General features: G+C 58.1%; 20 protein-coding genes. 16 read left to right on the top strand and 4 right to left on the bottom strand.

Going from position 1 to position 18,572, the window contains the following annotated elements; genetic code table 11:
- The first annotated feature begins 57 nt into the window (after positions 1 to 57).
- From ABTW55_RS03605 to ABTW55_RS03575, 7 genes are all read left to right on the top strand, one after another.
- Positions 58 to 1,227: a four-carbon acid sugar kinase family protein gene (locus ABTW55_RS03605; protein ID WP_146224396.1), complete on the top strand. Its 1,170-nt coding sequence runs from the start codon at positions 58 to 60 to the stop codon at positions 1,225 to 1,227.
- Positions 1,224 to 2,225 carry a 4-hydroxythreonine-4-phosphate dehydrogenase PdxA gene (gene pdxA / locus ABTW55_RS03600; protein ID WP_060419796.1) on the top strand — a complete coding sequence of 334 codons (1,002 nt, stop codon included), beginning with the start codon at positions 1,224 to 1,226 and terminating at the stop codon, positions 2,223 to 2,225. The genes ABTW55_RS03605 and pdxA overlap by 4 nt, the downstream gene beginning before the upstream one ends.
- Before the next feature lie 32 nt (positions 2,226 to 2,257).
- Positions 2,258 to 2,950: a hypothetical protein gene (locus ABTW55_RS03595; RefSeq protein WP_060419794.1), complete on the top strand. Its 693-nt coding sequence runs from the start codon at positions 2,258 to 2,260 to the stop codon at positions 2,948 to 2,950.
- A 184-nt stretch (positions 2,951 to 3,134) separates the two neighbouring features.
- A complete protein-coding gene (locus ABTW55_RS03590; RefSeq protein WP_146224395.1) occupies positions 3,135 to 3,485 on the top strand; it encodes a hypothetical protein in 351 nt (116 codons plus the stop codon).
- A gap of 379 nt (positions 3,486 to 3,864) precedes the next feature.
- The gene (locus ABTW55_RS03585) at positions 3,865 to 5,340 is read left to right on the top strand and encodes a phospholipase (RefSeq protein ID WP_060438902.1); all 1,476 of its coding nucleotides are present in this window, start codon (positions 3,865 to 3,867) and stop codon (positions 5,338 to 5,340) included.
- Positions 5,337 to 6,080: an ankyrin repeat domain-containing protein gene (locus tag ABTW55_RS03580; protein WP_060419791.1), complete on the top strand. Its 744-nt coding sequence runs from the start codon at positions 5,337 to 5,339 to the stop codon at positions 6,078 to 6,080. The genes ABTW55_RS03585 and ABTW55_RS03580 overlap by 4 nt, the downstream gene beginning before the upstream one ends.
- Before the next feature lie 51 nt (positions 6,081 to 6,131).
- Positions 6,132 to 6,905, top strand: coding sequence for an ankyrin repeat domain-containing protein (locus ABTW55_RS03575; protein WP_060422226.1), 774 nt, complete (start codon positions 6,132 to 6,134; stop codon positions 6,903 to 6,905).
- A gap of 49 nt (positions 6,906 to 6,954) precedes the next feature.
- Here ABTW55_RS03575 and sigJ read toward each other — a convergent pair whose 3' ends face one another.
- The 3 genes from sigJ to ABTW55_RS03560 all read right to left on the bottom strand — a co-directional run bounded on the left by sigJ (position 6,955) and on the right by ABTW55_RS03560 (position 10,282).
- Positions 6,955 to 7,851: an RNA polymerase sigma factor SigJ gene (sigJ, locus tag ABTW55_RS03570; protein WP_049213126.1), complete on the bottom strand. Its 897-nt coding sequence runs from the start codon at positions 7,849 to 7,851 to the stop codon at positions 6,955 to 6,957.
- 1 nt (position 7,852) lies between these two features.
- On the bottom strand, positions 7,853 to 8,293 hold the full coding sequence (locus ABTW55_RS03565) for a carboxymuconolactone decarboxylase family protein (protein ID WP_049213125.1): 441 nt from the start codon (positions 8,291 to 8,293) through the stop codon (positions 7,853 to 7,855).
- Positions 8,294 to 8,593: 300 nt separating this feature from the next.
- Positions 8,594 to 10,282, bottom strand: a complete 1,689-nt coding sequence (locus ABTW55_RS03560; protein WP_072008430.1) for an aspartate:alanine antiporter — start codon at positions 10,280 to 10,282, stop codon at positions 8,594 to 8,596.
- Positions 10,283 to 10,576: 294 nt separating this feature from the next.
- Here ABTW55_RS03560 and ABTW55_RS03555 point away from each other — a divergent pair, with 294 nt between their 5' ends.
- A complete protein-coding gene (locus ABTW55_RS03555) occupies positions 10,577 to 10,966 on the top strand; it encodes an inner membrane protein YbjM (RefSeq protein WP_033637808.1) in 390 nt (129 codons plus the stop codon).
- 45 nt (positions 10,967 to 11,011) lie between these two features.
- On the opposite strand, the gene ABTW55_RS03550 is transcribed toward ABTW55_RS03555, so the two are convergent.
- Positions 11,012 to 11,275 carry a GrxA family glutaredoxin gene (locus ABTW55_RS03550; RefSeq protein ID WP_004938676.1) on the bottom strand — a complete coding sequence of 88 codons (264 nt, stop codon included), beginning with the start codon at positions 11,273 to 11,275 and terminating at the stop codon, positions 11,012 to 11,014.
- Positions 11,276 to 11,505: 230 nt separating this feature from the next.
- Between ABTW55_RS03550 and ABTW55_RS03545 the strand changes: the two genes are divergently transcribed.
- The 8 genes from ABTW55_RS03545 to ABTW55_RS03510 all read left to right on the top strand — a co-directional run bounded on the left by ABTW55_RS03545 (position 11,506) and on the right by ABTW55_RS03510 (position 18,565).
- Positions 11,506 to 11,808, top strand: a complete 303-nt coding sequence (locus tag ABTW55_RS03545) for a YbjC family protein (RefSeq protein WP_033646672.1) — start codon at positions 11,506 to 11,508, stop codon at positions 11,806 to 11,808.
- A gap of 54 nt (positions 11,809 to 11,862) precedes the next feature.
- Positions 11,863 to 12,765 carry a 30S ribosomal protein S6--L-glutamate ligase gene (gene rimK / locus ABTW55_RS03540; RefSeq protein ID WP_033637810.1) on the top strand — a complete coding sequence of 301 codons (903 nt, stop codon included), beginning with the start codon at positions 11,863 to 11,865 and terminating at the stop codon, positions 12,763 to 12,765.
- Positions 12,766 to 12,900: 135 nt separating this feature from the next.
- Entirely contained in the window at positions 12,901 to 13,380 is a 480-nt protein-coding gene (locus tag ABTW55_RS03535; protein WP_004938666.1) for a YbjN domain-containing protein, read from the top strand.
- A gap of 406 nt (positions 13,381 to 13,786) precedes the next feature.
- Positions 13,787 to 14,896 (top strand): spermidine/putrescine ABC transporter substrate-binding protein PotF, encoded by a 1,110-nt coding sequence (gene potF, locus ABTW55_RS03530; protein WP_033637811.1) that lies wholly within the window; start codon positions 13,787 to 13,789, stop codon positions 14,894 to 14,896.
- Positions 14,897 to 15,018: 122 nt separating this feature from the next.
- Positions 15,019 to 16,152, top strand: a complete 1,134-nt coding sequence (gene potG / locus ABTW55_RS03525; RefSeq protein ID WP_033637812.1) for a putrescine ABC transporter ATP-binding subunit PotG — start codon at positions 15,019 to 15,021, stop codon at positions 16,150 to 16,152.
- 24 nt (positions 16,153 to 16,176) lie between these two features.
- The gene (gene potH, locus ABTW55_RS03520; RefSeq protein ID WP_033646669.1) at positions 16,177 to 17,139 is read left to right on the top strand and encodes a putrescine ABC transporter permease PotH; all 963 of its coding nucleotides are present in this window, start codon (positions 16,177 to 16,179) and stop codon (positions 17,137 to 17,139) included.
- Complete coding sequence (potI, locus tag ABTW55_RS03515) at positions 17,136 to 17,981, top strand: putrescine ABC transporter permease PotI (protein WP_016928360.1); 846 nt, start codon at positions 17,136 to 17,138, stop codon at positions 17,979 to 17,981. The genes potH and potI overlap by 4 nt, the downstream gene beginning before the upstream one ends.
- Before the next feature lie 104 nt (positions 17,982 to 18,085).
- The gene (locus ABTW55_RS03510) at positions 18,086 to 18,565 is read left to right on the top strand and encodes a YbjO family protein (RefSeq protein ID WP_048321404.1); all 480 of its coding nucleotides are present in this window, start codon (positions 18,086 to 18,088) and stop codon (positions 18,563 to 18,565) included.
- Positions 18,566 to 18,572: the final 7 nt, after the last annotated feature.

The raw sequence follows: 18,572 nt of genomic DNA, 5'->3' as shown, positions 1-18,572 counted from the left end.
GCGCCCCCTTTTGATTGAGTTTTTTTCAATCATCGATACTACGCAAATCGTTTTTTATTGCCAGCCAAATCCGCCAAAGTGTGCATCACTTTCCACTTACGGGTAACTGCGATGATTGCCATTCTCGCCGATGATCTTACCAGCGCGCTCGACGGCGCGGCTCCGTTCGCCGCACGCGGACTGAACGCCTGCGTCATGCTGCGCCTGCCCGATGCCGCGTTGCAGGGCGCTGAGATTGTCGCCTTCGATTTAGATTCCCGCTTCGTTTCGCCGGAGCAGGCGGAGCGGCGTTTTCGCCATGCCGCCGCCAGTGTGAAACCGGCGCGCCTCATCTACAAAACGATCGATTCCACGCTGCGCGGCAATCTGGGGCCGGAAACGCGCGGGGCGCTGTCGGGCAGCGGGCGCCGTCTCGCCATCGTTGCGCCGGCCTTCCCGGATGCCGGCCGCACCACGGTGGGCGGCCGACAATACGTCGACGGCGTCGCGCTGGAGCAGACCGCCTTTGCGCGCGATCCGAAGAACCCGATCGTCACCGGCTACGTCATGGAGTGCATGGCGGGGCTGGAGCCGACGCGCTTTCAGGTATTTGACGCCGTAGACAACGGCGAGTTGGATGAGGTCGTGAGGCGGATCGGTATTGCCGAACCGGTGGTGTGGGTGGGATCGCCGGGCCTGGCGGCGGCGCTGTCGCGTGCGTTGTCCCCTAAGGAGAACGCGCCGCCCGCTCAACCGCCGCTGAGAGCCAGCAAAGTGCTGGTGGCGATTGGCAGCTTGCATCCCGCGAATGACGCCCAGCTGGCAAGCCTGCGGCAGGCGGGTGCGGTGCTTGTCACGCTGCCTGAAGCGGCCGATCCCGAGGCGGCAGCGCAAGAGGTGCGAGCGGCGTTTGCGCGCGCAGATGTGGTTTGCCTGATGTCGCCCCGGTCGCGAGCGGCCACGGCGGATCATGCCGCTGCGCTGGGCGCGGTCGTCAGCCGTTGCACGCCAGCCTTCGACGGGCTGGTGGCGACCGGCGGCGATACCGCGCGGCGCATCGTCGACGCCATGGCGGCCGGCTCATTGACGCTGTTCGGTGAGGTGGAACCCGGCGTGCCTTTCGGGTTGTTAAATCTGCCGGGCCGCAGGCTGCCGTTCGCCACCAAGGCGGGCGGTTTTGGCCGGGCCGGTACGTTGTTGAACTGCGTAACCCGGTTGCGCGCTGACCGAGAAGGAGAAGAACAATGACCCTTTCCACCTTGCCGCTGGCGATAACCATGGGCGATCCCGCCGGCATCGGGCCGGAGATCATCGCCAAACTGGCGGCCACAGAGCGGTTGAGCACGCCTTATGTGGTGATTGGCGATGCCGGCGCACTGGCGCGCGCGGCGGCCAGTCTGGGGCTGACGCTGCCTATCCGCGAACTGCCCGCCTCGCTGGCAGGATGGGACGAAGCCTGGCGGCGGGGGGAGACCGCCGTCTATTCCGCCGGCGTTGCGCTGCCGGCGGACTTGCCCCTCGGCAGGCTCGATCAGCGCGCGGGGGCGGCGTCTTATGCCTGGGTGGTTGCCGCCATCGATCTGGCGCTGGCGGGGCGCATCGCCGGCATCGTCACTGCGCCGCTGAACAAGGAAGCGATGCGCCTGGCGGGGATCGATTATCCGGGGCACACCGAGATCCTGGCGGCGCGATCGGGCACCCAGGACTTCGCCATGATGCTGGCCAACGACGAGCTGCGGGTGATCCTGGTTTCCATTCACGTTTCGCTGCGGGACGCCATCGACGCGGCGACCGTGGAAAACGAGCTGCGCGCGTTTCATCTGGCGCAAGCGGCCTGCCGGGCGTTGGGCATAGCGAAACCGCGCATTGCGGTGGCTGGCCTGAATCCGCACGCCGGTGAAAACGGCCTGTTCGGCCGCGAAGATCTTGACGTCATCGTGCCCGCCATCGCCCTGGCGCGGGAACAGGGGTTGGACGTCAGCGGCCCCTGGCCCGGCGATACCGTTTTTATGCGCGCCCGGCGCGGGGAGTTCGACATTGTGGTCGCCCAATATCACGACCAGGGCCTGATCCCGGTGAAATATCTCGGGGTGGATCACGGCGTTAACGTCACCGTCGGCCTGCCGTTTATCCGCACCTCGGTCGACCACGGTACGGCGTTCGATATTGCGGGCAGCGGACGGGCGGAACACGCCAGCCTGCTGTACGCCTTCCGGCAGGCGGAAAAAATGCTGCGCGCCCAATAACTCATATCACCTGAAGACAATAAGGAAACACCATGCACACACCCGAGTTTATTTTCATGCTGACGCGCAACGACAGCACGGTGCCCGATGCGCAAGCGCGGCTGCCAGAAGTGCTGGCTGCCGGCGTGAAGCATATCGGCTTTAAGGATATCGGCCAGCCGCTGGATCAACTCAAACAGTTGGCGCAGGCGATCCACGCCGGCGGCGCCACCGCTTATCTGGAAGTGGTCAGCCTGGATGAAGAAAGCGAGATGAATTCGGCGCGCGCGGCGCTGGAATTGGGCGTTGATGTATTGATGGGGGGAACGCGCCCGGAAAGCGTGCTGCCGATCATTCGTCAGTCTGACCTGCGCTACTATCCGTTCGCCGGCCGCATCAGCGGCCACCCCAGCGTGCTGGAAGGTGACATTGAAGACATTGTCGCCAGCGCCCGCCAGCGCGCCGCTTTACCGGGCGTGACAGGGCTGGATCTGCTGGCCTACCGCTTCGCCGGCGACGTGCCGACGTTGATTCGACGGGTGTGCGATGCGGTCGACAAACCGGTTTATATCGCCGGCTCTATCGACCGCGAAGATCGCATCGCCGCCGTGGTGACGGGCAATGCGGTTGGCTTCACCGTCGGTACCGCGGCGCTGGACGGCGTGTTTCCCGCCGACAAGCCGGGGCTGACGGCGCAAATCAACGCCGTGAAATGCCTGATTGGCAATGTGATCCGCAAACTGTAACGCGTCGCCATCCGGTTCTTTCCACGGCGATGGGATGGTTATCTCATTCGTTGAATCATTAATTTGCATGGCTTCTCTTTTTTAATGCTCTTGCGAGCAGGCACGCCCTTGGGCGCTCGCCGATGTTTACCCGGCAAAACAGCGTAATTGCCGCCAGGCTCAATATATATAGAGGGAGTGAAAAATGATTAAAGGGTTAGGGAGTGCTGTTGTGGCGGTGAGCCTGTTGTTAACCGGCTGCGATACCTTCAGCCTGCTGCGCGATCAAAAGATCGCCGACGCTTTTCACGTCGGCGCCGACAAGCGCTCGATAAGCCGGGATTTCGGCGCGCCGATCGCCACCCTGCCGACGCTGAACGGCCAGGGCGTATGCCACGACTACCACCACCGCTTGCCGAACGGCACCGTGACGCCGTTCTACGTCGGCTTCAGAAACAGCGACGGCAAAGTGGTGGCCTTTGGCCCCACCACCTGCGGGGAAGCGCAGGCCAACGGCAATCTGAACAGTGATGAACCTATCAAACAGCGGTTCTAAACGGGCATTGCTGCGCCGGCCTGTGGCCGGCGCAGCAAAAGCAGCCCAGCAACGTTGGGTGTGCCATTTTTTTTTCTCTATATCCCTTCTGATTTTCCGCCAGACTTTTATCTGAGATTTATTTTCCTATGGCGTTTGCCAGACGCCGCTGCCGAAAAACACCATTACATGAATTCTCTCCACCGGGTCTTACGGTGTGAACAGCAAGACAACAAAGCAATCTTTGCTGAATTATGCTAGTTTTTCGAACATTCACGGGCATACAGTGACTTGCAAGATAAGGATATCCAATGCGTTATCGTTCGCTAAATCTCGGCGAGGTGACAAGGAAAGGGGCTGGAACGCCGCCCCAGGGAACCGACGTACGGGCTGGTGCCGTATGAAGCTGCTCTCTCTCTTTTCTGAACACACGGCGCCGGAAAGTTTCTCCCGGATACTCACCCCGACACAAGCGCACCATGAGCTGGAACGGCATTATCTGTTCGGCGGCGCAGCCGGCATATCGATAAGCAGCCGGTACTCCATAACCCGCAATACTCAATCCGGTATTGGCGTCACCGGTTATCGTGAGGACGCGATTGTGAAGCGCAGCGTGTTCGATGATCTCAATCGGGGCGGCTTGCTGGCGATTGATGAGGGAATGGGCGCCTGGACGCCGACGAAATACGCGTTTTACGTCGACGCGGAAGGCCGATTACAGCGCTATCCCGGCAGCTCTCTTCCTGCCTTTTATCCAACTGGGCGCGTGATCGCCCGCTATGAAGAAATGGTCAGCCGCTATGGCCGGCGGGCAAAACCGACGGTGCTGCCGGCGAGGCAGAATACGACCCGGAATCCCCCTCTGCAGCAAGCCATCGCTACCGCAGTGGCAACCGTTGCCGCCACGGTACAGGCCATTCGTCCGATGACTAAGGCTGAACGCTGGCAAGAACGCCAGTACCTGATAGGGCGAGGCAACCGCAGCATTTACCCTGATGCGCGCATGGCGGCACAGCGATTGGCGGAGAACAACGTCGCGGTCGAAAAAGCGAAGCTGGCTGAGAATGTTTACAAGACCACTAACCCACTCAAGGACACGATAGACATCCCTGAGGGCTGGAAGGACATCAGTAACAATGATGGGGCGCTGGGTAAACTCGGTTTAAGCAAAGATATGCTCTATGACGATGAGGATACGCCGGGCTTTCTGGCTCGGGTTTATCAGCCAGATGAAACGGTCTTTGGTAAAGCGATGAATCCGACGGTGGTGTTCCGTGGATCGCGTGCGCCCGAGTTCCCGGAGGGAATAAGTAAGGCTGCCCAGAAAGCGTTACTGAATGGCGATTTGTCAGGCATTAAAAACCTGAGTGACTGGTCAAATAACGGCGCTCAGGGGTTGGGGTTTAACTCCGAATATTACAAGAAAGCGGTCAATATAGGTAAAGCAATTAAAGGCGGTGCCGGGATATCTGGCCATTCGCTGGGCGGGGGCATGGCGTCTGCGGCCTCCATGGCCAGCGGCAAACCGGCTTGGACGTTTAATGCAGCAGGCCTGAATGCAGGAACTGTAGAAAAATATGGCGGTTCGATTATAGGCAGCGCCGATAATATTCAGGCGTATCGCGTGAAGGGGGAGCTATTGACCAAGCTGCAGGAGGTTGATTTGTGGGAGGATGCCAAAGACCTCCAATTTTATCCCCCGGCGGTGATGGCGAAAGAACGCTTGTCCATGTTGGCGCCTGATGCAGTGGGAGTAAAACACACGCTTTCCGGTGGAACAGGCTCACTGCTGGATAAGCACGGTATAGACCAGGCGATACAATGCATTGAAAATGAAAAAGACGATGACATTGCCACAATCAAGGGAAGAATATGAAAAAAATCATACTCATTATCACGATGGTAGTGTCTACGCTCATCATGCAGGGGTGCAAACAAGGTATGGATCTACAACCACAGGATTACTTTGAAGGAAAGCAGCTGGACATCGCCAACATCATCTACGAGGGTGACAGGCAAAAGCTGGATAAGGTTTTACCGACGGTAAGCAAAGAAACGTTAAATCGGCCGGCCAAGGCGGAGATGACGTTGCTATTCTGGGCGATAAATAACGCCATCTTTGACAAGAACACGCCAGAGCGGCTCAAGATCATTACGGATTTGGTCAAGGCAGGGGCAGATCCACTGCAGCCAAGACCGGAAGGGCGAAGTAGCCCGGCTGAATATGTTATGAAAGCGGATAAAGGCGTCTGGATACAGGCTATGCTTGAAGGCGGATTATCGCCTAATGCAAGGGATGAAATAAACAATCAGCCAATAATTTTCAAGAGCTTTCAAGCGGTTAATACAGAGACATTGAGTGCCCTAATAGATTACAAAGCTGATGTTAATATCAAAGGGGCTATGAACAGAACTCCATTAATTAATGCGCTGTATAACAGTTGCCCTGAGCACATTGAGGTTCTTTTGGCTCATGGCGCTAACCCCTTAGCCAAAGATGATTTTAATGACAGCTTCCTTTCTCTGATTTCTGCGGAAATAGCCAAAGGAGACAAAAATAATTCTTATATAAAAAAATTAATTAAAATTAAAGAGAAGATAAACATTGTGAATTAGTTAGCTTTCAGGCGGGTGAAATAACGGGCGTTTGACGTGGACGGGTACGGCATGAAGCACATTACTCTGATTATCACCGTGGTGCTGTCGATGTTTGTGATGCAGGGATGCAAACAAGGTATGGATTTACAACCGCAGGATTATTTTGAAGGGACGCAACTGGACATCGCCAACATCATCTACGAGGGTGACAGGCAAAAGCTGGATAAGATTTTACCGACGGTAAGCAAAGAAACGTTAAATCGGCCGGCCAAGGCGGAGATGACGTTGCTATTCTGGGCGATAAATAACGCTATCTTTGACAAGAACACGCCAGAGCGACTCAAGATCATTACAGATTTGGTCAAGGCGGGGGCAGACCCACTACAGCCTAGGCCGGAAGGGAGAAGTAGCCCCGCTGAATTTGTTATGAAAGCAGATAAGGGAGTCTGGATAAAATCCATGTTAGATGGGGGGCTCTCTCCTAATGCAAAAGATAAAATCAACAATAAGCCAATTATATTTAAAAGTATTCTTGCGAAGAATACAGAGACATTAGAGGTCATGTTGGATTATGGTGCGGATATAAATATAAGAAATTCACTGGGTGATACGCTGCTCATCGATGCTTTAGACTATCACTCCTATGACCACGTCATTCTTCTTTTAGAAAAAGGTGCCGATAGCGATATAAGAGGCAACTCGGGTTGGACGATGGGCAATCAGCTGCAACGGCTGATTAATAGGAGTCAGGACGGCAGTGAGGCGAAAGAGTCTCTTGAGCGCATCAGAGACGAGCTAATTAAGCGTGGCGGGAAATGGCCGCCTGCTCCTGTCAGTCAATAAACCGTCTCGCTGTAATACCAGAAAATGGGCACATGTTGTAAGGGTATTCTTACCGCAGAGGCATTGTCCACAGACGGTCGAGTTGCGAAAGTTTGCTTGGGTTGCGCACGATAAATACCTGAGCCAGTCGGCCTTCGGCATTCAAACTGAGACTGACAGACGCCGTAATACGGCCTTGTTCGGATAGCAAGGCGCCTGGCACGCCATTGATGAGCGCGTGTTGCCAGAGATAGGCTCGCCAAAATACGGGCAATTTACCGCCGATAAATTCGAGCACGTCACGTTTGCCGACGAGTTCAGCCAGGTTGGCGGGCACTTTGCCGCCGCCGTCCGCACTGAGCTTAACGTCTTCGGACAACAGGGTCGAAAGCGGTTCGATATCTGCCGTTTCCACCGCCGTTTTGAAAGCGATAAGCAAGGCTTCCTGCCGCTCTGTGGGCTGGGTTTTACGCTCCTCTGGGCGGCCAACTTTTTCGCGCGCGCGTGACACCAGTTTACGACACGCCGTTTCTTCTCCACCTAATGTCATGGCGAGATCCGCGTAGGGCAAGTCAAAGATGTCATGCAGCAAATAGGCTGCGCGCTCGCGGGGAGTGAGTCTTTCGAGCAACAGCATAAAGGCCGTCGACAGCGACGATGAGAGTTCCAACGTTTGCTCGGGCGTTTTGGCTACGGCGGTTTGAATGGGTTCTGGTAGCCAAATACCGACATAATCGACGCGAGCCTGCTGCGCGGCGCGCAGCAGGTCAAGACAACGACGAGTGCAGACGGTGGTCAGCCAGGCAGCAGGATTCAGAATGCTGTGGCGATCCGCATTTAACCATTTGATATAGGTATCTTGCACGGCATCTTCCGCGTCGGCCAGAGAACCTAAAATACGATAGGCGAGGCCGATCAGAAACGGTCTTCTCGATTCGAACAGTGCTGCATACTTGTCGTTTTTCATATTAGTGGCCGGAAATATGAATTCTATTCCACAGATTTATCATAGTGATATTTGCGGTTAGCGCGCTGATTTCTTCCTCGGAATAGTACGCGCGCAATGCCGCGCGCAGTGGGCCATACTCGGTATGGCGTTCAAGCCGCGTTAACGCTTCTGTCCAGGCAAATGCGGCGCGCTCGCGAGGCGTGAAATCATCAACGTGTTCCCATACCACCAGCCTGTCCAGACGTGCGTTGGTTTCACCGTCCTCACGCGCTTCTTTGGTATGCATCTCGACACAGTAACCGCAGCCATTGATTTGCGAAGCGCGCAGGAGGACGAGATGGTAGATCTTGCGCTCTAGATTGTGCGCGTCGATAGCGCCATGCACTTTCAGCAGCGCGGAAAAAACGTTGGCAATGGTTTGCGCATGATTGACAGGGTCGGTATTCACTGGCGTAGTCATAAGAACTCCTCATTTATCGGGTTAACACATATAGATGACGAATGAGAAGAGGGATGTGTGACCGAACCACAGCAAAAATGTGCATTTCGGGGTCGTGGGCCGTTGATGTAATACGTTTTTCAGGCAACAAAAAACCCGATAATCTTGAACCTAAAAGGCGGGATTATCGGGCTCCACAAAATGGGGACATCAAAGAAAAGCAGTGGCACTAATTCAGACTGCGGCCCCCAACGAAAGTTCTGGCCGGCGACAAAAAAATCAAAATATTTTTATCGCCGATCCATCTCTCCCGCTAATCGATCAGCCGAGTATCCCCGGCCATAGCACCACGATGAGTGAACCCGCCAGCGTTAACAGCACGTTAGCGATGGCGTAGGTGCCGGCATAGCCCAGCGCCGGGATATTACTGCGTGCGGTATCGCTGATGATCTCCATTGCCGGCGCGCAGGTGCGGGCGCCCATAATCGCACCGAACAGCAGGGCGCGGTTCATGCGCAGCACGTAGGCGCCGAACAGGAAGCAGATAACCACCGGCACCAGGCTGACGATCAGCCCGGCGATCAGCATCTGGCCGCCGACCGCGCCCAGGCTGTGGCCGATGCCGGCGCCGGCGCTCAGGCCCACGCCCGCCATAAACACCATCAGGCCGAATTCTTTCACCATGTTCAGCGCGCCCTGCGGAATGTAGCCGAAGGTCGGGTGGTTGGCGCGCAGGAAGCCGAGCATGATGCCGGACATCAGCAGGCCGGCGGCGTTGCCGATGCCGAACGAGAAGTTACTGAACTGAATGGTGATCTGGCCGATCAGCAGGCCGATGATGAAGAAGGCGCAGAATGCCAGCAGGTCGGTCACCTGGCTGTGGATCGAGATAAAGCCAATCTTCTCCGCCACGCTCTTCACCCGGCGCGCGTCGCCGCTCACCTGCAGCACGTCGCCTTTGTTAAGCACGATGCTGTCGTCGATCGGCATTTCGATCTGGCTGCGGATCACGCGGTTGAGGAAGCAGCCGTGGTCGGTCAGCTTCAGCTGGCTCAGGCGCTTGTTCACCGCGTTGCTGTTCTTCACCACGATCTCTTCGGTCACGATGCGCATGTCGAGCAGATCGCGATCGAACACTTCCTTGCCGTTGCGGAAGCTCGGATCCAGCCGCGCGTGGGCGTCCGGGTAGCCGACCAGCGAGATCTCGTCGCCCACCTGCAGCACCGCGTCACCGTCCGGGTTGGCCAGAATGCCGTTGCGGCGGATGCGTTCGATGTAACAGCCGGTCTGGCGGTAGATGCCCAGTTCGCGCAGGTTCTTGCCGTCGGCCCAGGCCACCAGTTCGGGGCCGACGCGGTAGGCGCGGATCACCGGCAGGTAGACCTTGCGCTGGCTGTCGGTGTCCAGGCCGCGTTCGCGGGCGATCTGCTGGGCAGAGGTGGACAGGTCCTGGTGCTGCAGCTTCGGCAGGTAGCGCGCGCCGAAGATTAGGCTGACCAGACCGATCAGGTAGGTGAGGGCGTAGCCAAGGCTCAGATGATCCTGCGCCGCCAGCAGCGCCGGGCCGTTGACGATGGTGTTGCGCAGCGTGTCGCCGGCGCCCACCAGCACCGGCGTCGAGGTCATCGAGCCGGCCAGCATGCCGGCGGTCAGGCCGATGTCCCAGTGGAACAGTTTGCCGAGACCGATGGCGATCACCATCGCCGAGCCGACCATCACCAGCGCCAGCATCAGGTAGTTTTTGCCGTCGCGAAAGAAAATCGAGAAAAAGTTGGGCCCGGCTTCCACGCCCACGCAGAAAATAAACAGCATGAAGCCGAGATTCAGCGCCTCGGTGTTAATGGCGAAGTGTTGCTGGCCGAGCAGCAGCGAAACCACCAAAACGCCAATGGAATTACCGAGTTGGACGGAGCCCAGACGGAGTTTACCGAGGCACAGCCCCAGTGCGAGTACCACGAACAGTAACAGAATGTAGTTACCGTTTAACAAACTAGCGACGTTTATGTTCACGGAGGATAACTTATTGTTTACCAGTAAGTGCTTGATATAGATAACTATAAGAGATAAATTCAGCCTTAAAACGACGTCATAAATCACCACCAGCGTAAGGCAAAGCGAACCATCGTTCGGCGGCGTTCATTCTAGACGCTATGACCGATGACAGCCAGCACAGAAAGCTGATTTCCTGCGCCGCCGTGCGCATTTAACTCTCTTTTGACCAAGGAAAAAATTCGGTTCAGCGTCACCGCGCGGGTGAGCGGGCCGATTTCTATTGATGCGGTAATTGGGCGGGGGAGAATTCGCATGACGAGTTATAGATATTGGCTGGGCATTCTCAGCTGTTTTCTGTTGTTCAGCCTGGTGTTTCTCGGCCAGCAAACCGGCCTGTTCGGCAGCACCGATCATGAGCACCACGGCGAAACCGGCCTGCTGCTGTTTGTGATCCCCGGTGCGATCGCCAGCTATCTGTCGAGCCGCAAGCGGCTGCTTTGCCCGCTGCTCGGCGCGCTGTATGCGCTGCCGCTGTGCCTGTTGATCCGCCACTTCTGGCTGACGCCGTCCTCTTCGTTCTGGCAGGAGCTGGCGTACGCCACCAGCGCGGTGTTCTGGTGCGTGTTCGGCGCGATGCTGATGCTGTTCGCCCTCGGCCTGTTGCAGACGCTGCAGCAGCTGCACCGGCGGCAGCGGCAATAAAAAAAGGCGCGTTAAGCGCCTTTTTTGTCTTTGTCGTTCAAAAACTTACTGGAACAGGTTCAGGTGTTCTTTGGCGTAAGCTTCGAAATCGGTGCAACCGCCGATGTGCTTCTCATCCAGGAAGATCTGCGGCACGGTTTCAACCGGTTTGCCGACGGTTTTTTCCAGATCGGCCTTGGTGATGCCTTCCGCGTGGATGTCAACGTAACGGAAGTTGAAATCGTCGCGTTCTTCAGTCAGTTTTTCCGCCAGTTCTTTAGCGCGGACACAATAAGGACAGCCAGGACGCCCGAAGATTACTGCAAACATGCAACGCTCCTTAATTGGATTTTCAATAAATTGTTCGCTACCGCAACGACATCCCGTCACCGAAAAAGTCATTACCTGCGTCAGATGGCGCCTACTATGCCCGTTGAGACGGCGAAAAAAAAGCAGGAATTACCTGTTAGTTTGATTCATGTAACCAATTAGTCTGCCGGGACTGTCGCCGCCGACGGGAATTCACTACACTGGAGGCAGACCTTCTGGAGAAGAAAAATATGCGTTCATTCGGTGACTTACCGCGCCCGGTGCTGGTGTTGGAAGGGCTGGGCATCGTGATGCTGGTGCTGGCCTACCTCAGCATTCACGGGCACCTGCAGCTGCCGGGCTGGCTGGCTTCGCAGCAGGCGGCGGTCGGCATGATTTTCCTCGGCGTGGCGCTGATGGTGCCGGCGGCGGCGTTTCTGGTGTGGCGCGTGGTGCAGGGCTTTGGGCCGCTGATGCGCGGCGGGTTGCCGCCGGAAAACGATCGCCGCAAACCGCAATCGAAAGATAATCAGGACAGCGATCCGCGCGCCTGAGCGCCGCGGCCGCTAACCCGCCTGCCGGGCAGGCGTTGGCCTTTGGGGTGACGAGTGAAAATTGCCATTCTTTCTCGCGACGGAACGCTCTACTCATGCAAGCGGCTGCGTGAAGCGGCGGAAGATCGCGGGCACAGCATCGATATCATCGATCCGCTCTCCTGCTACATGAACATCAATCCGGCGGCGCCGACCATTCATTATCGCGGCCGCCAACTGGAGCGTTACGATGCGGTGATCCCGCGCATCGGCTCCGCCATCACCTTTTATGGCACGGCGGTGCTGCGCCAGTTCGAGCTGCTCGGCAGCTACCCGCTAAACGAATCCGTGGCCATTACCCGCGCCCGCGACAAGCTGCGTTCGCTGCAGCTGCTGGCGCGGCAGGGCATCGATCTGCCGATTACCGGCTTTGCCCATTCGCCGGACGATACCGGCGATCTGATCGAGCTGGTCGGCGGCGCGCCGTTGGTGGTCAAGCTGGTGGAAGGCACGCAGGGCATCGGCGTGGTGCTGGCGGAAACCCGCCAGGCGGCGGAAAGCGTGATCGACGCCTTTCGCGGGCTGAACGCCCACATCCTGGTGCAGGAATACGTGCGTGAAGCGCAGGGGCGCGACGTGCGCTGTTTGGTGGTCGGCGGCCGGGTGGTGGCCGCCATCGAACGGCAGGCCAAGCCCGGCGAGTTTCGCTCCAACCTGCACCGCGGCGGCACCGCCCGCAAGGTGACCATCACCGCCAGGGAGCGGGCGATCGCGGTGAAAGCGGCCAGCACGCTGGGGCTGGACGTCGCCGGGGTGGATATCCTGCGCGCCGAGCGCGGCCCGCTGGTGATGGAGGTCAACGCGTCGCCGGGGCTGGAAGGGGTGGAAACCACCACCGGGCTGGACATCGCCGGCATGATGATCGAATACATCGAGCAGCGCGGCCGGCCAGGCTTTCGCCTGAAATCCGGCGGTTGACGGGCGGGCGGCGCGCTTTTCCCGCCGTGCAATATCTGAATTAGTGAATTAAGCCGCATTGATCGTGGCGTATCGGGTGAATATTCCGTAAGCTATGCGCCTTTTCGCGTATTGAATATTGTGAGGCTGGTTATTATGGATTCACTCATTGTCCCCGATTTGGCGCTGTTGCGGCGCTGGCTGGATCAGTCGGGCATCTCTTTCTTTGAGTGCGATTCCTGCCAGGCGCTGCACCTGCCGCACATGCAGAACTTCGACGGCGTGTTCGACGCCAAGATAGATCTGGTGGACAACGTCATTCTGTTTTCCGCGCTGGCCGAGGTAAAGCCCACCGCGCTGATCCCGTTGGTGGCGGACCTGAGCCAGATCAACGCCAGTTCGCTGACCATCAAGGCATTCGTCGACATTCAGGACGACAACCTGCCGAAGCTGATCGTCTGCCAGTCGTTGAGCGTGGCGGTCGGCATCACCTACGAGCAGTTCACCCACTTCATGCAGCAGGGCGAAGAGCAGGTCTCGATGGTGATCCTCGAGGCGCGGGCGAACGATCTGCTGTTTATGGGTGATGAAGAAGAGATCCCCGCTGGCGCCGTGCGTCAGCCGATGCTGCACTGATCCTCGTCGTACCTTAAGCATGCCGTCGCTCCGGCGGCATGCTGCCGTTATTCCCCTCCGCAATAAAATATTCTGCACTTTGGCCTTTGCCGCCCGATCTTTCTCGCCTTTTGTGCCGTTAATGGCGTATCACATAGAGAAAAACTGCATAAAAAATCGATAAAAGGCGTTTTTTACCCTGGGGGCTGGCGGGTTGCGATGGCAGCGGCTATGCTGCTGATTCTGCAAAGGGCTTGCGATTTCCCTTGTGGCCACGCGAGCAGGGCAGTGAAAAAAGGCGCATGCAATCATATGCATAGCCATTCAGTTCGCGGTTGCAACGATTGCGCTCGATCAGGAAAGGTTTTGTATCGCTGCAGATACAAGTTCAATTCTATGATTCACCCTGTTTTGGAGGAAGTTACGGATGGTCACCCAACGTAAAAAGTGGTTATCGGGTGTGGTTGCCGGCCTGTTGATGGCCGCGTCCGTCACGGCGTCAGCCGAAGAGAAAACGCTGCACGTGTATAACTGGTCCGACTATATCGCGCCGGATACCCTGGCCAAATTCCAGAAAGAAACCGGCATCAAGGTGGTGTACGACGTCTTTGACTCCAACGAAGTGTTGGAAGGCAAACTGATGGCGGGCAGCACCGGTTATGATCTGGTGGTTCCTTCATCCAACTTCCTCGAGCGCCAGTCGCAGGCTGGCATCTTCGAGCCGCTCGACAAGAGCAAAATGCCCAACTACAAGAATCTCGATCCCGAGATGCTGAAGCTGGTGGCGCACAATGACAAGGACAACAAATACGGCATCCCTTACCTGATGGTGACCACCGGCATCGGCTACAATGTCGACAAGGTGAAGGCGGCATTGGGCAAAGACGCGCCGGTCGACAGCTGGGATCTGATCCTCAAGCCGGAAAACCTCGAGAAGCTGAAAAGCTGCGGCGTCTCCTTCCTCGATGCGCCGAGCGAGGTCTACGCCACCGTGCTGCACTACCTGGGCAAAGATCCCAACAGCACCAACGCGGCGGACTATACCGGCGCGGCTAACGATCTGCTGCTGAAGCTGCGGCCGAACATCCGTTACTTCCACTCGTCTCAATACATCAACGATCTGGCGAACGGTGATATCTGCGTGGCGATCGGCTGGTCGGGCGACGTGATGCAGGCGGCCAATCGCGCCAAAGAGGCGAAGAACGGCGTGAACGTGGCCTACGCGATCCCGAAAGAAGGGGCGCTGACCTACTTTGACATGTTCGCCATGCCGGCGGACGCCAAGAACAAAGACGCCGCCTACCAGTTCCTGAACTTCCTGATGAAACCTGACGTGATGGCCGGCATCAGCAACTATGTCTATTACGCCAATGCGGTGAAGGACTCAACGCCGCTGGTGAACGCTGAGGTGCGCAATAACCCGAACGTCTATCCGCCGGCCGATCTGCGCGCCAAGCTGTTCACGCTTAACGTACAATCGCCGAAGCTGGACCGTGTCATTACCCGCGCATGGACTAAAGTTAAAAGCGGGAAGTGATGATGGGGGATATTCCCCGATCGTCGGTAAACCGGCAGGCGGGCGCTCCCCGCCTGCATTGCCGTTTTGGGCCACGGCGCTCGCCGTGGTTTTGTGCCGCTTTACGCCGGAGAGCACCCCGATTGAACGACGCCATCCCTCGTCCTCAAGCCAAGTCGCAGAAGGTTTTCACCCCTCTGCTGGAAATCCGTAACCTCACCAAAACCTTCGACGGGCAGAACGCGGTCGAAGACGTCAGCCTTACCATCTACAAGGGCGAGATCTTTGCGCTGCTCGGCCCGTCCGGCTGCGGTAAGTCCACCTTGCTGCGCATGCTGGCCGGTTTCGAGCAGCCCTCGGAAGGGCAGATCGTGCTCGATGGGCAGGATATGTCGCACGTGCCGCCGTACCAGCGGCCGATCAACATGATGTTTCAGTCCTACGCGCTGTTCCCGCACATGACGGTGGAGCAGAACATCGCCTTCGGCCTGAAACAGGACAAAATGCCACGGGCGGCGATCGCAGAGCGGGTGGCGGAAATGCTGGCGCTGGTGCACATGCAAGAGTATGCCAAGCGCAAGCCGCACCAGCTTTCCGGCGGCCAGCGGCAGCGGGTGGCGCTGGCGCGCAGCCTGGCCAAGCGGCCCAAGCTGCTGCTGCTGGATGAGCCGATGGGCGCGCTGGACAAGAAACTGCGCGATCGCATGCAGTTGGAAGTGACCGACATTCTCGAGCGCGTCGGCGTCACCTGCGTGATGGTGACGCACGATCAGGAAGAGGCGATGACCATGGCGGGGCGCATCGCCATCATGAACCGCGGCAAGTTCGTGCAGATCGGCGAGCCGGAAGAGATCTACGAGCATCCGAACAGCCGCTTCAGCGCCGAATTTATCGGCTCGGTCAACGTCTTCGACTGCGTATTGCAAGAGCGCCACGACGATGCGCTGATCCTGCAAAGCCCCGGGTTGCGCCATGCGATCAAAGTCGATCCGGACGCCTCGGTGGTGGACGGCGTGCCGATCCAGGTGGCGCTGCGGCCGGAAAAGATCCTGCTGTGCGAACAGGTGCCGGAAGACGGCTGCAACTTCGCGGTGGGAGAAGTGGCGCATATTTCCTACCTGGGCGATCTGTCCATTTATCACGTGAAGCTGCACAGCGGGCAGATTATCAGCGCCCAGCTGCAAAACGGCCACCGTTTCCGCAAAGGGATGCCGACCTGGGGCGATGAAGTGCGTCTGTGCTGGGAAACCGACAGCTGCGTAGTGTTGACGGTGTAGTGGAGCCGGTAAGGAGTAACCCGTATGACCCTGCTTTCTGAACGCACGCCGGAACCTCCGGCCAAAACGCCCGGCACCCTCAAGGCGCTGTTCCACCGCCTGCTGATGGCTCACGGCCGCAAGCTGGTGATCGCGCTGCCGTATTTATGGCTGACGCTGCTGTTCATGCTGCCGTTCCTGATCGTGTTCAAGATCAGCCTGGCGGAGCTGGCGCTGGCGGTGCCGCCTTACACCGAGCTGATGAGCTGGGTGGACGGCAAGCTGAACATCGCGCTCAACTTCGCCAACTACCTGCAGCTGACCGACGATCCGCTGTATATCGACGCCTACCTGCAGTCGCTGCGCGTGGCGGCGGTCTCGACGCTGTGCTGCCTGATCATCGGTTATCCGCTGGCCTGGGCGGTGGCTCACAGCAAGGCGTCAACCCGCAACATTCTGCTGCTGCTGGTGATCCTGCCTTCCTGGACCTCGTTCCTGATCCGCGTCTATGCCTGGATGGGCATTCTGAAAAACAATGGCATTCTTAATAACTTCCTGATGTGGCTGGGTGTCATCGATCAGCCGCTGGTGATCCTGCACACCAACCTGGCGGTGTATATCGGCATCGTTTATTCCTATCTGCCGTTTATGGTGCTGCCGATCTACACGGCGCTGATCCGGCTGGATTACTCGCTGGTGGAGGCGTCGCTGGATCTGGGTGCCCGGCCGCTGAAAACCTTCTTCAGCGTGATCGTGCCGCTGACGCGCGGCGGCATCATCGCCGGTTCGATGCTGGTGTTCATTCCGGCGGTGGGGGAGTTCGTGATCCCGGAACTGCTCGGTGGGCCGGACAGCATCATGATCGGCCGCGTGCTGTGGCAGGAGTTCTTCAATAACCGCGACTGGCCGGTGGCCTCGGCGGTCGCCACCATCATGCTGCTGCTGTTGATCGTGCCAATTTTGTGGTTCCACAAACACCAGAACAAGGAAATGGGGGGGCAGGCATGAACAACTTGCCGGTAGTGCGTTCACCGTGGCGCATCGCCATCCTGACGATCGGCTTTACCTTCCTGTATGCGCCGATGCTGATGCTGGTGATCTACTCCTTCAACAGCTCCAAGCTGGTGACGGTATGGGCCGGCTGGTCCACGCGCTGGTATACCGAACTGTTCCACGACTCGGCGATGATCAGCGCGGTGGGGCTCAGCCTGACCATCGCCGCCGCTTCCGCCACCGCCGCGGTGGTACTGGGGGCCATCGCCGCCGTGGTGATGGTGCGCTTCGGCCGCTTTCGCGGTTCGACCGGCTTCGCGTTTATGCTGACTGCGCCGCTGGTGATGCCGGACGTGATCACCGGCCTGTCGCTGCTGCTGCTGTTCGTGGCGATGGGGCACGCCTTCGGCTGGCCGTCGGAGCGCGGCATGTTCACCATCTGGCTGGCGCATGTCACCTTCTGTACCGCTTACGTGGCGGTGGTGATCAGCTCGCGCCTGCGCGAGGTGGATCGCTCAATTGAAGAGGCGGCGATGGATCTGGGGGCGCCGCCGCTGAAGGTGTTCTTCGTCATCACCTTGCCGATGATCGCGCCGGCGCTGATCTCCGGCTGGATGCTGGCGTTCACCCTGTCGCTGGACGACCTGGTGATCGCCAGCTTCGTCTCCGGCCCGGGCGCCACCACGCTGCCGATGCTGGTGTTCTCCAGCGTGCGCATGGGGGTGAATCCGGAAATTAACGCGTTGGCCAGCCTGATCCTGCTGGTGGTGGGCATTCTCGGCCTGATCGCCTGGTGGTTTATGGCGCGCTCGGAAAAACAACGATCGCGCGAATTGCAGCGGGCGGCCCGTAGCTGAATCGTAACAAACCTGCTATTTTTGCAATCAATAAGTATTGCAACTAACTACCTGACTTTACATACGCCACCTGTATAGGTGGCGCGTCGTAGCGGAATACGGATATGTCAGACATGCTGAAAAGCGGGCAGGGAATGGGATCGACTTCGGATGCGCCGGTGCCGGTGATGGTGGCGGGTACCGCCATGGTCGCGATCAAGTGTATCAGCGTGGTGCTGCTGCTGGGCGAGCTGGGCGTCGACGGCGCGCAGGAGTTCGTCAACACCAGCGCGCAGGCGTGGGATTCTACCTTTATCTTTCTGGCCGGCCTGCTGCTGCTGTGCCTGCAAATCAGCTGCGGTTTTGCCGTGATGCGCGGCCGCAACTGGGGGCGCTGGGGGTATGTAGCCTGCCAGTGCATCGTGGTGCTTTACCTGCTGTTGGCCACCATCGGCAGCGTCTTTCCCGAGGTGTTCACCGTGGAAGGGGAAACCAGCGGCCAAATCCTGCACGTTCTGATCCTGCAAAAGATCCCCGACGCGGTGATCCTGGCGTTGCTGTTTGTTCCCACCGCCAGCCGCCGCTTCTTCGCCGCGCGCAAGTGAGATTTTA

The organism is Serratia sp. SM04 (assembly GCF_040280225.1).
GTDB lineage: Bacteria > Pseudomonadota > Gammaproteobacteria > Enterobacterales > Enterobacteriaceae > Serratia > Serratia sarumanii.
This window is presented reverse-complemented; position numbering and strand designations above follow the sequence as displayed.

Excerpts from the sequence above, each read along its gene's own strand:
- pdxA (WP_060419796.1), top strand. The coding sequence starts at position 1,224 with ATGACCCTTTCCACCTTGCCGCTGGCGATAACCATGGGCGATCCCGCC.
- ABTW55_RS03595 (WP_060419794.1), top strand. The coding sequence starts at position 2,258 with ATGCACACACCCGAGTTTATTTTCATGCTGACGCGCAACGACAGCACG.
- ABTW55_RS03590 (WP_146224395.1), top strand. The coding sequence starts at position 3,135 with ATGATTAAAGGGTTAGGGAGTGCTGTTGTGGCGGTGAGCCTGTTGTTA.
- ABTW55_RS03585 (WP_060438902.1), top strand. The coding sequence starts at position 3,865 with ATGAAGCTGCTCTCTCTCTTTTCTGAACACACGGCGCCGGAAAGTTTC.
- ABTW55_RS03580 (WP_060419791.1), top strand. The coding sequence starts at position 5,337 with ATGAAAAAAATCATACTCATTATCACGATGGTAGTGTCTACGCTCATC.
- ABTW55_RS03575 (WP_060422226.1), top strand. The coding sequence starts at position 6,132 with ATGAAGCACATTACTCTGATTATCACCGTGGTGCTGTCGATGTTTGTG.
- sigJ (WP_049213126.1), bottom strand. The coding sequence starts at position 7,851 with ATGAAAAACGACAAGTATGCAGCACTGTTCGAATCGAGAAGACCGTTT.
- ABTW55_RS03565 (WP_049213125.1), bottom strand. The coding sequence starts at position 8,293 with ATGACTACGCCAGTGAATACCGACCCTGTCAATCATGCGCAAACCATT.
- ABTW55_RS03555 (WP_033637808.1), top strand. The coding sequence starts at position 10,577 with ATGACGAGTTATAGATATTGGCTGGGCATTCTCAGCTGTTTTCTGTTG.
- ABTW55_RS03550 (WP_004938676.1), bottom strand. The coding sequence starts at position 11,275 with ATGTTTGCAGTAATCTTCGGGCGTCCTGGCTGTCCTTATTGTGTCCGC.
- ABTW55_RS03545 (WP_033646672.1), top strand. The coding sequence starts at position 11,506 with ATGCGTTCATTCGGTGACTTACCGCGCCCGGTGCTGGTGTTGGAAGGG.
- ABTW55_RS03535 (WP_004938666.1), top strand. The coding sequence starts at position 12,901 with ATGGATTCACTCATTGTCCCCGATTTGGCGCTGTTGCGGCGCTGGCTG.
- potF (WP_033637811.1), top strand. The coding sequence starts at position 13,787 with ATGGTCACCCAACGTAAAAAGTGGTTATCGGGTGTGGTTGCCGGCCTG.
- potH (WP_033646669.1), top strand. The coding sequence starts at position 16,177 with ATGACCCTGCTTTCTGAACGCACGCCGGAACCTCCGGCCAAAACGCCC.
- potI (WP_016928360.1), top strand. The coding sequence starts at position 17,136 with ATGAACAACTTGCCGGTAGTGCGTTCACCGTGGCGCATCGCCATCCTG.
- ABTW55_RS03510 (WP_048321404.1), top strand. The coding sequence starts at position 18,086 with ATGTCAGACATGCTGAAAAGCGGGCAGGGAATGGGATCGACTTCGGAT.